Here is a 13214-nt window from a genome sequence, read left to right as displayed (position 1 = left end):
AGAAATTAAAAGCGGGCACGCAGGCTGGCGCCTAAGCTCCTGGTCGGTCCAACAGTACCATTGTCTACACCCTGGCTCAGCCATGTAGAACCAACTGCCACTTCGGGGTCTAAGCCGTAAGGCAGTGATTTGTACAGGTAGAACAGGTTACGGCCGATCAATGCCAGCTGCAGTCCCTGGAAATGCAATTTTTCAGTGATGCTTTTAGGCATATTGTAAGTCAGGGCAATTTCGCGCACTTTAATATAGTTATTGTTGAACACCGCAGCAGAATAATCACCTTCTGTTCTCCAGTTGAAGTTGTTGAGGTAATAAGCAGCAGCAGAGATCACTTTGGTATTGGCCCTGCCATCTTCAGTAACACCGGGCAGGATCAAACCGTCATTACGGGTACCATTAGGTGCAGCTACATAATTGGCAGTAGCATCGTCTATTACATTATAGGAGATACCGCCGTGCGCTGCATCCCTGTACTGGAGAGTGCTTTCAAACATACCGCCGCCGATCTGGTAGTAGGTAGGTATAGATACCAGCTTTCCTCCCCAACGATAATCCAGTGTAACGTCCAGTGAGAAGTTTTTATAAGTGAAAGTGTTGGAGAAACCACCCACGATCTTAGGCATCATGTTACCAACATATTTGTACTCATTGAGGTTGTTGGTATAATAGCCATCACCATTCACGATATAGTTGCCATTAGCATCCTGGTTACGCGGGTGTACATATATATTACCCAGTGCATCGCCCACTTCAGCTTTCACGATCAGGTAACCACCACCTTCTACGTTCCAGGTCAGGTCTGAAAGGTTGCTCGGAAGTGCCGCCAGTTTATTCCTGTTGATAGCAAAGTTAAAGCGGCTGCTCCAACGGAAATTCTTCAGCGTTAAGGGCGTTGCGTTAATAGCAGCCTCGTAGCCGTAGTTAGCCAGGTCGCCTGCATTGATCAGGTTAGAAGTAGCGCCGGTAGAAGGAGCTGTGCTGGCCAGCAGTATCTGGCGGCTCACCTTATTGTTATAATAGCTGAAATCTACGCCTACTTTACCTTCGAATAACCTGGTCTCCAGGCCTAACTCAAATTCACGTTTCTTTTCTGACTGGATGTTAGGATTACCGAATGAGTTGCTCTGTGATTGTTGGTATAAGATGGTGGAGCTATTATAAGCGAGGGCATACTGGTAATAACCAACATTCGCCTGGTAAATGCTGGGATGGTTACCCACCAATCCGTAGGAAGCCCTTACTTTACCATAATCTACAAAAGAAGGCAGCTTGATCACGTCAGAGAAAACAAAACCTGCATTCACTGAAGGATAGAAATAGGAATTTACAGCAGCCGGCAGTGTAGAGGTGCGCTCCTGGCGGGCGGTACCCTCAACGTACAGGAAGTCCTTATAGTTCAGGTTCACTATGCCGAAGCCTGCGATGTCTACCTGTTCTGCACGCTGCGCAGAAGTTTTCAGGGTGCCTGCAGAGTTAGCGAGGCTGAACCAGTTTTCGCTCGCGAGGCCTATATCAGTGTATGAAGTCTGGTAAGTGTAGTTCTGTTTTCTGCCGGTGAAACCTCCTGATACCGTAAGACCAAGATCTGCAGTAAGCTTCGGGCTATAGGTCAGCATTACATCTCCATAAAAAATATTGTTGCTTCTTTGTTCTACCTGGTATTTACCGGTATATCCAAAGCCCACGGGCTGCGTATTATGTTCTTCATCCGCCGCACGCCAGTTGGTGAAGTCACCTCCAACACGGCCCCTGAAGCGCAGGTTATCCAGGATGCTTACATTCAGCGTTGCACTGTTAATGAAACGGTTCTGCCTTTCGTCGTAGTTATTGCGCAGGTTGGTCCATAAATAATCCAGCAGGTTGTTAGCCCTGATATTATAGGCCAACCGCTGGTCCTGGTCATAGTTGAAGTTGTTATAAACTACATACTTATAGCCATTGGTGGTCTGGTACTTGTCGAAGTAAGTCTGCATGTCGTCCATGCGGCTAAAGAATCCGTCAAAAGAACCAAACACATTGCTGAGGGTATATGCCCTGTTATGCGTAAAGTTATTATTGTAGGTAGATACCAGGTCAACAGACGCTCTGCTGCCCAACTTCAGCGTACCATTAAAGTTGAAGTTGTTCTTGTAGAGTTTACTGCCGGGCAGGATGCTCTTATAATCTGTTCTTGTATAAGAAAAACGATAGCTACCGTTATCTCCGGAATTGGACAATGCCACATTAGCAGTGGAATTATAACCATTCTGGTAAAAATCCTTGTAGTTATTTTTGTTGGCTACATATTTCCGGGTAGAGCCATCCCAGTATTTAACGTCGCTGCCATCGAACTTAGGGCCGAACTGTCCGTAAGCCCTGTAAAAAGGATGACGTGAACCATCAGCATCTGTTATCATTCCATCCCCATCAGGGTCAATACCATTCACCACATTGGTCTGTGCATCGTAACCAGGACCATATTCATTCTGGTAATCCGGGCTGTAAGCCAGGTTCTCCTTAGTGAAGATATAGTTCACGTCCACACCCAGGCCCCTCGCCTTGCTACCTTTCTTTGTAGTGATCACGATCACACCGTTGGTAGCTTCAGAACCGTACAATGCAGTAGCGCTGGCGCCTTTCAGTACGGTCAGGCTTTCGATGTCCTCCGGGTTAATATCTACCGCACCGTTCCCATCGATCCTGTTGTTGGTAGTCCCAAAGGAAGGAGTAGTCAGGTTATTGAAGTTCCTGATAGGCACACCGTCCACTACATACAAGGGCTGCGTGCTGTTATTGATGGACGTAATACCTCTCACCTGTACGGAAACGCCGCTGCTGGCGCCACCGGGAGCAGCAATAACTTTCACGCCGGCTGCTTTACCATACAATGCGGACGCAAAGTTGGGGCTACCGGTCTGGGTCAACTCCTTGGAAGTAACGGTACTTACCGCATAACCTAAAGCACGGCTTTCTCTCTTGATACCCATAGCAGTTACTACCACCTCATTCAGCCCCTTGGTATCAGGAGCCAGCTGAATGTTGAGCACATCGCCGCTCACAGGCACTTCTTTTTTCAGGTAACCAATGTAAGACACCACCAATGTTGCATTGGGAGCTGCTTTGAGGGTAAATTTTCCGTTCTCCTGGGTAGACGCACCGTTAGTAGTACCTTTTTCCTGTACACTAACCCCGATAAGCGGGCTGCCTTTTTCGTCCGATACGGTTCCCGAAACCGTCTTCTTTTCCTGTGCGATGGCTCCAAAAGCGCATAGCAATAGCAGGACCGTGCATACAAATAACGATCTTTGCATTGATTGCAGTTGTTTTTGTTAAAATAATAGATTAAAGCAAAATAGCTTCCGTGCGCGCTATGGCGCATATGGTCTTTTTAATGTTTCATATATAGCGGATAACCCGGATATGCCGGTCAGGTACAGTATTGCACCGGTACTTCATGTTTAAATTTTTGCTGTAAAGTTTAACAAGTCTCTTGTTGCTCCCCCGCCCTCATCACTGTTTACTTACTATTTCACACGCGTAGAATAACTAGGAATAGGCATTAGTTTCCTGGTATTTTTTGGCTGAAAATGCTTGCAATGATAGGGATAATCGTTCAATGAATGACTTACACTCATTGTTCCGTTCTACATGTCCACTATGGCGATAAACTTAGATAAAGTTTTGAGAATGCGCAAAGGATTTGTTAAAAAGGAGAAAAGATGATCAGTCTTTGTAAAAAAAACATCAGATAAAGGCTTATTTGATTGATTGTCAAACATACACCTGGTGCAGTTAAAACGGTCTGCTGCTGTCCGTTTCAGCGCCTTAACTTTTCGCTCCGCCGGATAAAAACCCGGTTTCGTCGATACCCGTACCAGGTATTTGCGGATAATTTCGCTAATTTCAGGAAATGATATTATAACCCTATGAAGCTGCTTCTTACTTCCGCTGGCATCAGTAACCCGAGCATTCACAAGGCGCTGGTTGATCTTCTCGGCAAGCCGGTTGCCGAGGCAAGCGCTGTTTTTATCCCCACCGCGATATACGCTATACCTAATGGTGGCGACTTAGCACGACGGGTGATCCGCGGGTCCTTAGGTGATCCTTTCTGCGAATTGGGTTGGAAGTCGTTAGGACTGCTCGAGCTCACCGCGCTGCCAAGTATCAGGCAAGCGCTTTGGGCGCCTATGCTCCAGGAGACAGACGCCTTACTGGTTGGCGGCGGTGATTGTCAGTATTTGTGTTACTGGATGCAGCAGTCAGGACTCGCAGATCTATTGCCCTCGCTGCTGCAGAAGATGGTCTACGTAGGCCTGAGCGCCGGCAGCATGATAATGACCCGCTTTGGAACAACGTACAATCACCATACACTGCCGGCGGAAAGCCCTAAATCGCTAGGCCTGCTTGATTTTGCGCTGCATCCGCACCTGGATCATGAGTGGTTCCCGGATAATTCACTGGCTAACATCGAAAAATTAGCCGCCGGATTAGCCATGCCCTCCTATGCAATCGACGATCAAACCGCCATTAAAGTGAGCAACGGCGCCGTCGAGGTCATCTCCGAAGGAAATTGGAAACTGTTAAACCCTAAATAAAGCTCAGGAACCAACTTTAAAATGTGGGTTGTAGATCAGGCCAATAATATTGCCCCAGGGGTCTTTTAATTTAGCAACAATAATACCGCCTCCCACTTCTTCAGGTGGCTCACATTCCAGCGCTCCCAATGTTACAAACCGGTCGAATACCGCCTGGACATCATTAACCCCCCAATAAGCCACTACGCTTTCTGTTTTATTTTTTGACGGCTTTTCTTCTGGCTGAAGTCCCAGTTCATATCCGCCGATCTCAAATCCAACATAAAACGGTTCGTCAAAATAAGGTTGCGTTTCAAACACTTCGGCATACCATTCCTTTGCGCTGTTAATGTCTCCTACCTGGTAGATGGCTGTTCTAAGCCCTAAAACACTTGTCTTCATATTAGTGGTCTTGTATTTAACTGAGTTGTCAGCAAAGTTAAACGGCGGGCGCATCCCCTGGTTGGAAAAAAACGACAACTTAGATCCCGGATGGCGTCAGCCCTGTATACCGCTTTATTTCATGGTACCAACCAGGTAAGGCTTCCCGGATGGCATGGTCAAAACACCCTCTGCTGTTTTACAGTCGTCTCCCAGGTTAAAGATCAGGTCAACACAGCCGTCGGGCAGGATGTTTGTTTTGATAGTTTGCTGTTCAACACCTTCAACGATCCAGAAGGCATCAATATAATCGGCCAGATCATGGTGAGGCCTGAATTGATGATAGCTCATTCCCAAATTTAGGCAGGACGATAAACATGGGCAACAATCCCACCGGGGAAACTTTTGACATCGGCTAATTTCAGGTCCAGCGGTGCTGCAAGACCATTGAAGATTGGCATGCCCGCGCCCAACACTACGGGATGGGTTACCAAAAGATATTCGTCTACCAACCCTGTTGCTATCAGGTTCCGCATAAACCCGGCGCCTCCGATCGCACAGATCGGCTTACCCGGCTGAGATTTGAGCTCCTTTATCGTTTCGGCAAGATCACCATCGAAAACCTGTGCGGCTGCCCAGGAAGCCGCAGCGCGTGCCTGCTCCTCCGTTGTGGTAGGCACCGGATCAACGCCTTTAAATCCATTTTGAGTAAAGACCGCCTTGGGGATCTCGTTCATCGGTGCGGCAAAAGGCCCGGTGGCAGTTGGCCAGTAAGGAGCCATATTCTCGAAGGACTTCCTGCCCATGATGATCAGGTCTGCCTCCCAGGTCTGTCCAACAGCCCAGGCCCTGGATGTTTCATCTGAGGATTTGAAGATCCAATCCATTTCGCCATTGGGGCCGCATACAAAACCGTCGACTGACATCGACATCTTCATAATTAGTTTACGCATAGTGCAATTGTTTGTTCCCCAAAACTAAGCCCTCATCTCTGAAATGAACGGGGCTGAAAACGACTTTCCAAGGGGTGAATTGAGTCTCGCACTGGCCAAAGTAAGAAAACACCCCAAAAAAGTTGATCTAAATCATCAAATTCCCGCCCTTGATGTGCCATTGAAAAGTTTCCCGTATTTTTAATTAAAACCTGTTTCCCATGGCGTTGCAAACCGGCGTTCTCAAATTCACCGGCAGGTTACAGAACGTCATCGGCTACCGTAGAAATGGCAAATATTTCTTGCGTAGCATGCCGGACAAAGTAAGACAAACCTCCGCCACCCGGAGGGCAGCCCGCTATTTCGGCATCGCCAGCCGGAAAGGGAAACTTGTTCGCAAAGCATTCCGCCCCCAGCTGGACGTCCGCTGCGACGGCACCCTGGTAAACCGCCTTAACAAGCTATTCATCCAGGCAGGTCGTGACAATTTCCCGAACCTCCAGGGCTTCCACTTTAATAAGCATACCGGCATTGAAAAGCTTTTTACTATTCTCCCTGTTTTCACGGTAAATGGCGGCTTGCATATCCCCGCCCAGGAACTTCTGCCACAAGGCAATAATACGCATGTGGAGCTTCGCCTCATCGCTACCCGCATCAGCTTCGCTGAAAACCGTGTGATCAGCACCGATGTCGCCACAGCTATCATCGGGCTCAATGAAGACGTACCCTTTAACGGTATAGCCCTCAACGTTCCTGTTGAAGGCCAGGGCGCCCTCATGGTCGTACTGCAATACCGTGCCTGTAAAGCATGCAACGGCGTTCTCTACCCCTCCGGCGACCGCCGCTACATGGCCGCCGATGTGATCAGCATGGCTATCCCTGCAGCAGAAGCCACAACATCGCCGTTCCCGGCAAAAGCAACACGTAAGCGTTTCGTTTTCCGTAACCGCGTTCAAGCCACATCTTCATCGCCGTTCCCGGAAATCCCAGAGAGCGCGCCCGGGTCTCCCCATCCGTCATGGCGAGGCCCTCGGAGCCCTGTGTAGAGACGGGCCGAAGCCAATCTCCTCAGGGTCTTCAGTCGCACTAAAATCACTTCACCACCTTCCCTTCGTCTTGGGCGCCACGCTCCCGGGAAAGCTATATCACACACCCTCAACATCCATTGTTTTCCATCCCAAAAACAGCTCCTTTCCGTTCGTCCACTCCTGCTTCTCAAACTTTCGCGCCCGCCAATCCCACCTCAAACCCCCAACTTCATCCCCTACCCTCCTCCTTTTCATCCCCAGCTGAACTCCCGATCAAGTCCACCTTACGTGCATTAACCCTTGTGTTACAGTATACTCCCACTGGCCGCTTACTATATGCCTGCTCCGCGAACCAGCTTAGCAAGTGCTTAGTCAGTGCTTACTAAGTGCCTGGTCCCTGCCTTGTAAGTGCTTAGTCGGGGCTTAGCCAGCTCTTTCTCCCTCCTCCCCAATCCTTTAATTTCCGCCGTATATTTGCCCTATGCTCGTACTTCCCATCACCATACGCATCCCCTCCGATGAAGAGATCAGCTACCGGCCCGACTTCGACGAGATCCTCCACAAAAGAAGAAAGGCCCGGATCCAGGAAGGCTATACCCTCGAGCTCAACGAAGCCATTACCCACCGTTTACCCTACCGTTTTCACGCCACTATCAATATTGACAACAACCGCCTATGGGACCTCTTCCAGGCCCTTGCCCTCACCTTGCCCCCCCAGGTGTGCTGCGTGTACGGGATATCCGAAGATGAAAGCGCCACCACCGGCTTACTGCAAAAACAGTTTATATTAAACGAACTGGAAAAATACCGGGAAGAACTGACACAGGACTGCCAGCTGGAATTTGGCCTCTTATTCCAGACCAAAGAAGTGCTGATGGAACTAAGCATCAGCGAAAGCAAATACATCCGGTATTGGGGCGTAGAGCTGGAGCGTTTTAAACTGCTGATGCAGTCATTCCACCTGCCCGCTGTGAAAGGACTGGAATTTATCGATGAATACCCGAAAATAGTCACTCCCCTGCGGGAGCTGATGCCCTCCGCCAAAGCGCCGGAGAGCGTAGTATATTATCTTGACCAGGCCTTCCATGTAGACAGAAGCGGCCCTGAACCTTACTTCGACTAACGCGGTATGGATACCTTACACTGCGCATACTGCGCAATGTTCTGATCTTTATTGCGCACATTCAGGAAATACAATCCTTCAGCAGTAATAAAGAAATTATCCAGCGCCAATCCATCCGGTAAAGCTGCCTCACCCAGGTATTGAAAGTCTTTGTCAAATGCAATAAGGCTGGCCGTCTTAGCGGCGGGCTTCCCACCGGCCAGCTTCTCCTTCGCCGGCGGCAATTCCAGTATCCTGTAATACCGGTCATGATATGGATCATAGATGATATTACGGTAGGAAGGAGTACCGGTATAATATTGCAGTGCATAATCAACATCCAGCACCTGCTCATCCCCTTTTGACAGTCCCATAGAGGTGATACAGATTTGCTGACGGCTTCCCGCATACACATCCTTTACCTGCCAGTTACTGTCCACCAGCCGGATGTGATGATCCGCCGGCAGGCTAAGCAACAGTTGCCGCGTTTGCTCATTGTAGCTTGCATACGGCGTTCGCAGATGTGATCCGCCCCAGTTATGCTCGCGGTACACATCGGGGTAAGGAAGGTGATAACGGGTATTACCAGACGGCATTTGCATAGTAGCGCAGATCGTGCGGAGCGCGGGATTTTCCCCTTCCTGTTCTCCCAGCAGGAATCCAAAGCCGGTAATGGTCTGGCCCCTGAACAACAACGGCGCAGCCGCATTGGCATAGGGTGGCGCCGCATGCATACCGGCGGTCTTGTTTTTCATAAACGAATACTCCTTATCCACCACGCCACGGTTAATGGAATAATAAAACAGCTTAGCGCCGCCATAAGCATACAATACCAGGCTATCAGCGGAAATATATTTTAAGTAGGAGATCTTATGCCTTACATGCACTGGCTGAATGTTACGTGGGCGGATCGTATCCCCGTTGAACACCAGCGGGTATTCCAGCAGCCGCTTATTATAGCTGTCAAACGCATATAATACCTGTTCCTTTTCATGATAATCAATAGGCGTTGATATTCCCATCACCATAAGACTATCCAGGTAAAGGTTCAGCATTTTGCCCTGCGTGATGCGAATGGGCACAACAGGTTCTTTGGTAAGGATACAGTTGGGAAAGGGCTTTTCTCTCCCATTATTACAGGCAGTTAAACTTACTGCAGTGATCCAGCATAATAAAAGAGGGAACAGTGGTCTTCCAGGCATATGATACAGGTGAAAAAAAATAAACAGGGAAAATACCCTGTTTATTTTCTTGTTTTGGTTAATGAGCGTGCGGCTATTCTACGTAATAAGTACAGTTTGTGACAGTAGGATCAATAGGTGTTACGCAATCAAAATGGTATACGCCATCTACAACGGTAACCCTGCATTTACCACGCAGGCCATGATGATCATCCTGACAACCGCTTCCGGAAGAAGTGCCGGATACAAATAATAAGGCTACTACAGCAATGCCGGAAAGAATACAGATCTTTTTCATTGGTGATATAGTTTAAATTAAGGGAAAATGTGTCATTACAGTACAAATGGCCGGCACAACAGGTAATCAAACAAATCAATTTAAATTTAAGTAAATTATCTTACAAATAGCCCGGGGCGCTTAAAAAAAATCAGGCAACGATCAGGTAAACAATCCATGCGATCATTAGTATAAAAGGGAACAATGCCGCCAGGTGCGTAATACTGCACCATTCCAGGCGCCAGCTGAATAAGCCCGGCCTGATGTCGGGGTACCGGTACACATCTCCTACAAAATGATAGCCATTTCCCTGGGGATAGGATTTGTCCAGCGCAGCCAGCGAAGTGATCTTCTTAGCCGCTTCCTCCACCGCTTTCCGGTACACCTCTACCAGGTACTTGTCATTAGCCCCGAACACATACCAGGTGAATGAAAGCACAATACCCAGCAGGGCAAAACCCGCGTTATGGCCTTTTGGATCGAAAATGAACTTGCCGCCTATCAGGGAAGATTCGATGGTAACAAAGATGTTGAACCGGGTCCACATCCGGCTGAACTGCTGAACAAGGAAGCCGATCTTCCGTTCATAGTCCTTGTCGAGGAAGAGAAGTTCGTCCATAGTTTGCTGATTTGAGGTTACAATACCATGATAAAATACGGCATTAAAAGTATACTATCCAAATTGGTAGTAAGAGCAGCATTAACAGCAATGTCGTAAATTGGATATCAAATACAAAACGGATAGCTTATGGAATACAGACAATTAGGCGCATCAGGATTGCAGGTACCGGTGCTCAGCTTTGGCACTGCTACCTTTGGAGGCGGGAACGATTTCTTTAAAGCCTGGGGCAATACACAGGCAGAAGAGGCCACCCGCCTGGTAGACATCTGCCTGGATGCAGGCGTCAACCTCTTCGACACGGCTGATATTTACTCAGACGGACTGGCAGAAGAAGTACTGGCAAAAGCTATCAGCGGCAAGCGTGATAAACTGCTCATCTCTACCAAGGCTACTTTTACGTTTGGTCCTCCACCCAACAACCAGGGCTCTTCCCGCTTTCACCTCATGAAGCAGGTAGAAGGCAGCCTGAAACGCCTGAAAACAGACTATATAGACATTTACCATATGCACGGCTTTGACGGCAATACGCCCGTTGAAGAAACCCTGCGCACCCTTGACGACCTGGTGCAAAGTGGCAAGGTACGGTACATTGCCGCCTCGAACTTCTCCGGCTGGCACCTGATGAAATCACTCGCCGTTTCAGAAAAATATGGCTGGAACCGCTACGTGGCGCACCAGGTATACTACTCGCTGGCCAACCGCGAATATGAATGGGAACTGATGCCCCTGGGGATCGACCAGAAAGTAGGCGCATTGGTATGGTCTCCCCTGGCAGCCGGGAAACTGGGCGGCAAATACCGCCGCGGACAACCCTACCCGCAAGACAGCCGCGTGGCGCAGGGCGGCAGTCCCGTGCCCGAAGCAGTCGTGAACGATACAGTGTTCTACAATACCATTGATGCACTGGACGAAGTAGCCGCCGAAACCGGTAAGACCATCGCCCAGGTAGCCATCAACTGGGTGCTGCAACGCCCTACCGTATCCAGCATCATTATAGGCGCCCGCAACGAAGAACAGTTAAAACAGAACCTTGCGGCCGTAGGCTGGAACCTCAGCACAGACCAGCTGAAAAAGCTGGATGCCGCCAGCGAGGTACCCACCATCTATCCCTACTGGCACCAGCGTCAGAACCTGACACTGAACCCGCCGCCAACATTCTACTAAACAGGGGCTTTTACCTTCCTACATACCATCAAAGCCGTATAGCATCTGTCCGCTATACGGCTATTCTTTTCTTTGTATCTTTAGCCATCGACCAAACCTGTACTTATGGAGGAAAAAGAATCCATCTTTGGGCCTGAATTCGATGAGATGGCCCTGCCGGGCAGACGATCACTGTTGCCCTGGTGGGTGAAAATATTTACATGGATCTTCCTGATCATGGGCTTCGGAGTAGTAGTATCATTCTTGACCAGCCTCGGAGGTATGTCTGTTGACCTTTCCCTGTATGGCCTGAGCGCCAGCACCAGGCCGTTTTCCCTGATAACGCTGATACTGATAGTGCTTTACTCACTGAAAGCCGCCACTTCCATCTGCCTGCTCACAGAACAGCAGTGGGCGATAAAATTAGGTTTAGCAGATGCCGTAGTGGGCATTTTATGCTGCACATTCGTGATGATCTATCCATTGATCAACCGTTCAGGCTTTAGCTTCAGGGGAGAATTGATTGTGCTGATCCCCTACCTGAAATGGCTGATGAAAGTGAAGCCGCTTTGGGAAAGACGATGATCAGCTTTTCTTCTGCAGGCGCGCTGTCACGCGCTTTGTCGCCTCTTCGTAAATAGTGATCAGGTGCGTACGGATGGAATCTGGCACCGGTCTTACTTTGGCATTCGTCAGTAAAGTAATGCTGCCGGAAGGCAATGCAGGCATATGGCAATCGATACAATTCTCTACCAGCGTAGCCGTCGGTAAAGCTGTCATTTTACAGGTGCTATGACCCGCGCTGTTATGACATTCCATACAGCGTAAGGAAAATACCTGCAGGTTCCCTCTCTCATTGTTATGCGGATTATGACAGGAAGAACAGTTCATATCCCTGCTCCTGATGAAACATTTGCTGGCGGTGAATAACTGGTATTGCGTGCCATGCACATCCATTTCCGTTGGCTTGGCAGGACGGGAGAAATCAGGAAAGAAATAATCATTCAAAGCATCACCGGGCCTGAAATCAAAGGCTGATTTTTGTGGAGTTCTCAGCCCGGAATGACAGAGCGCACACATATCCAGCTTTTGCTGCTTGTTCAGGGTACCGATCGCCTTTATATGCATCGCCTTCCGCTCATCCGGATGTGCTGTATGGAAGGCCACATGCTCCGCCGCCGGACCATGACAGCGCTCGCAATCTATCCCATATACCAGCTGGTTCTTTTCAAAATCTTCAGAAAGGTTGCGCCCTATTATCTCCACATTCTTAATTCCTACCATAGCGCTATGACAACCAAAACAGGTGCTGGGGATCATCCTGTCAAACTTAGGATGCGAGGGAGGGAAACCCGGACTGTTAGCCCAGCTGTCCGTCTGTATAAAATAAGACAAAGGCAATTGATAATACTTGGCATCCTTCCAATAGAGAAAGGTCTGTGCTTTTTGTCCGGAGCCTATTGTAATATCAAAACGGTGTGCTTCTTTCAATACGCCATTGTGATACTCCGCCTGGAAAAGGCCGCTGTCACGTTCTTCCATGATCACTTTTTCATCATTGCTAAATGCGAAGACATTATTTGGCGCTGCGAAACTGCCTTTCACCGTTGCTTTGGAAGCAGGAGATGAAGTATGATAATGGGCAGTGCCGATGTAGTTATCGTAAATATTTTTGTGACAATTCGCACAGGCGGCAGCCCCTGCAAAATCAGCTCCCCTGGGATCTGCAGTATGCGGCGCTTTTGTGATGCATTGTGAAAGAATGGTGATACAGGAAATGAGAAAACAGGATACGTATAAAAGACGTTTATTCATGACGTGGTTGAATGGCGGCTAATATACAAAATATATGCAAAAGGAATTTTGGCATTGGTTTTTTAGCATAACTTTGAGTTGTCATATTTGTTGAACTTTTTCTTGTCACCAACCATTGCTAATTCATTAACAAATTTAAATCCCAATTGTCCGTTCCAACAATTGGGCTTTTACTTTAGC

General features: G+C 48.4%; 13 protein-coding genes. 5 read left to right on the top strand and 8 right to left on the bottom strand.

What is annotated here, in order from left to right:
* Nucleotides 1-5: 5 nt before the first annotated feature.
* On the bottom strand, nucleotides 6-3290 hold the full coding sequence (locus ACR9Y8_RS23595) for a SusC/RagA family TonB-linked outer membrane protein (RefSeq protein WP_481215715.1): 3285 nt from the start codon (nucleotides 3288-3290) through the stop codon (nucleotides 6-8).
* A gap of 615 nt (nucleotides 3291-3905) precedes the next feature.
* Between ACR9Y8_RS23595 and ACR9Y8_RS23590 the strand changes: the two genes are divergently transcribed.
* Nucleotides 3906-4574, top strand: a complete 669-nt coding sequence (locus ACR9Y8_RS23590) for a Type 1 glutamine amidotransferase-like domain-containing protein (RefSeq protein WP_481215714.1) — start codon at nucleotides 3906-3908, stop codon at nucleotides 4572-4574.
* Between the two features lie 3 nt (nucleotides 4575-4577).
* Here ACR9Y8_RS23590 and ACR9Y8_RS23585 read toward each other — a convergent pair whose 3' ends face one another.
* The 3 genes from ACR9Y8_RS23585 to ACR9Y8_RS23575 form a co-directional block, all read right to left on the bottom strand.
* Nucleotides 4578-4955, bottom strand: a complete 378-nt coding sequence (locus ACR9Y8_RS23585) for a VOC family protein (protein ID WP_481215713.1) — start codon at nucleotides 4953-4955, stop codon at nucleotides 4578-4580.
* A 114-nt stretch (nucleotides 4956-5069) separates the two neighbouring features.
* On the bottom strand, nucleotides 5070-5285 hold the full coding sequence (locus ACR9Y8_RS23580; RefSeq protein WP_481215712.1) for a DUF6597 domain-containing transcriptional factor: 216 nt from the start codon (nucleotides 5283-5285) through the stop codon (nucleotides 5070-5072).
* Between the two features lie 8 nt (nucleotides 5286-5293).
* Nucleotides 5294-5887 (bottom strand): dihydrofolate reductase family protein, encoded by a 594-nt coding sequence (locus ACR9Y8_RS23575; RefSeq protein WP_481215711.1) that lies wholly within the window; start codon nucleotides 5885-5887, stop codon nucleotides 5294-5296.
* 200 nt (nucleotides 5888-6087) lie between these two features.
* Here ACR9Y8_RS23575 and ACR9Y8_RS23570 point away from each other — a divergent pair, with 200 nt between their 5' ends.
* Nucleotides 6088-6912: a hypothetical protein gene (locus ACR9Y8_RS23570; RefSeq protein WP_481215710.1), complete on the top strand. Its 825-nt coding sequence runs from the start codon at nucleotides 6088-6090 to the stop codon at nucleotides 6910-6912.
* A 463-nt stretch (nucleotides 6913-7375) separates the two neighbouring features.
* On the top strand, nucleotides 7376-8017 hold the full coding sequence (locus tag ACR9Y8_RS23565; RefSeq protein WP_481215709.1) for a hypothetical protein: 642 nt from the start codon (nucleotides 7376-7378) through the stop codon (nucleotides 8015-8017).
* Here ACR9Y8_RS23565 and ACR9Y8_RS23560 read toward each other — a convergent pair.
* The 3 genes from ACR9Y8_RS23560 to ACR9Y8_RS23550 form a co-directional block, all read right to left on the bottom strand.
* Nucleotides 8014-9198 carry a DUF4221 family protein gene (locus tag ACR9Y8_RS23560; protein ID WP_481215708.1) on the bottom strand — a complete coding sequence of 395 codons (1185 nt, stop codon included), beginning with the start codon at nucleotides 9196-9198 and terminating at the stop codon, nucleotides 8014-8016. The two genes, ACR9Y8_RS23565 and ACR9Y8_RS23560, sit on opposite strands and share 4 nt — an antisense overlap.
* Before the next feature lie 73 nt (nucleotides 9199-9271).
* A complete protein-coding gene (locus ACR9Y8_RS23555; protein ID WP_481215707.1) occupies nucleotides 9272-9475 on the bottom strand; it encodes a hypothetical protein in 204 nt (67 codons plus the stop codon).
* 130 nt (nucleotides 9476-9605) lie between these two features.
* Nucleotides 9606-10073: a RipA family octameric membrane protein gene (locus tag ACR9Y8_RS23550; protein ID WP_481215706.1), complete on the bottom strand. Its 468-nt coding sequence runs from the start codon at nucleotides 10071-10073 to the stop codon at nucleotides 9606-9608.
* 129 nt (nucleotides 10074-10202) lie between these two features.
* Between ACR9Y8_RS23550 and ACR9Y8_RS23545 the strand changes: the two genes are divergently transcribed.
* The gene (locus tag ACR9Y8_RS23545) at nucleotides 10203-11240 is read left to right on the top strand and encodes an aldo/keto reductase (RefSeq protein ID WP_481215705.1); all 1038 of its coding nucleotides are present in this window, start codon (nucleotides 10203-10205) and stop codon (nucleotides 11238-11240) included.
* 105 nt (nucleotides 11241-11345) lie between these two features.
* On the top strand, nucleotides 11346-11804 hold the full coding sequence (locus ACR9Y8_RS23540; protein WP_481215704.1) for a hypothetical protein: 459 nt from the start codon (nucleotides 11346-11348) through the stop codon (nucleotides 11802-11804).
* Here ACR9Y8_RS23540 and ACR9Y8_RS23535 read toward each other — a convergent pair whose 3' ends face one another.
* On the bottom strand, nucleotides 11805-13034 hold the full coding sequence (locus tag ACR9Y8_RS23535) for a multiheme c-type cytochrome (protein WP_481215703.1): 1230 nt from the start codon (nucleotides 13032-13034) through the stop codon (nucleotides 11805-11807).
* Nucleotides 13035-13214: the final 180 nt, after the last annotated feature.

The sequence above is a fragment of the Chitinophaga sp. SVR4-12A genome, from assembly GCF_056754765.1.
This window is presented reverse-complemented; position numbering and strand designations above follow the sequence as displayed.

Coding starts and splice junctions, on each gene's coding strand:
- ACR9Y8_RS23580 (WP_481215712.1), bottom strand. CDS start 5,285: ATGAGCTATCATCAATTCAGGCCTCACCATGATCTGGCCGATTATATT.
- ACR9Y8_RS23550 (WP_481215706.1), bottom strand. CDS start 10,073: ATGGACGAACTTCTCTTCCTCGACAAGGACTATGAACGGAAGATCGGC.
- ACR9Y8_RS23560 (WP_481215708.1), bottom strand. CDS start 9,198: ATGCCTGGAAGACCACTGTTCCCTCTTTTATTATGCTGGATCACTGCA.
- ACR9Y8_RS23545 (WP_481215705.1), top strand. CDS start 10,203: ATGGAATACAGACAATTAGGCGCATCAGGATTGCAGGTACCGGTGCTC.
- ACR9Y8_RS23565 (WP_481215709.1), top strand. CDS start 7,376: ATGCTCGTACTTCCCATCACCATACGCATCCCCTCCGATGAAGAGATC.
- ACR9Y8_RS23590 (WP_481215714.1), top strand. CDS start 3,906: ATGAAGCTGCTTCTTACTTCCGCTGGCATCAGTAACCCGAGCATTCAC.
- ACR9Y8_RS23595 (WP_481215715.1), bottom strand. CDS start 3,290: ATGCAAAGATCGTTATTTGTATGCACGGTCCTGCTATTGCTATGCGCT.
- ACR9Y8_RS23570 (WP_481215710.1), top strand. CDS start 6,088: ATGGCGTTGCAAACCGGCGTTCTCAAATTCACCGGCAGGTTACAGAAC.
- ACR9Y8_RS23535 (WP_481215703.1), bottom strand. CDS start 13,034: ATGAATAAACGTCTTTTATACGTATCCTGTTTTCTCATTTCCTGTATC.
- ACR9Y8_RS23585 (WP_481215713.1), bottom strand. CDS start 4,955: ATGAAGACAAGTGTTTTAGGGCTTAGAACAGCCATCTACCAGGTAGGA.
- ACR9Y8_RS23540 (WP_481215704.1), top strand. CDS start 11,346: ATGGAGGAAAAAGAATCCATCTTTGGGCCTGAATTCGATGAGATGGCC.
- ACR9Y8_RS23555 (WP_481215707.1), bottom strand. CDS start 9,475: ATGAAAAAGATCTGTATTCTTTCCGGCATTGCTGTAGTAGCCTTATTA.
- ACR9Y8_RS23575 (WP_481215711.1), bottom strand. CDS start 5,887: ATGCGTAAACTAATTATGAAGATGTCGATGTCAGTCGACGGTTTTGTA.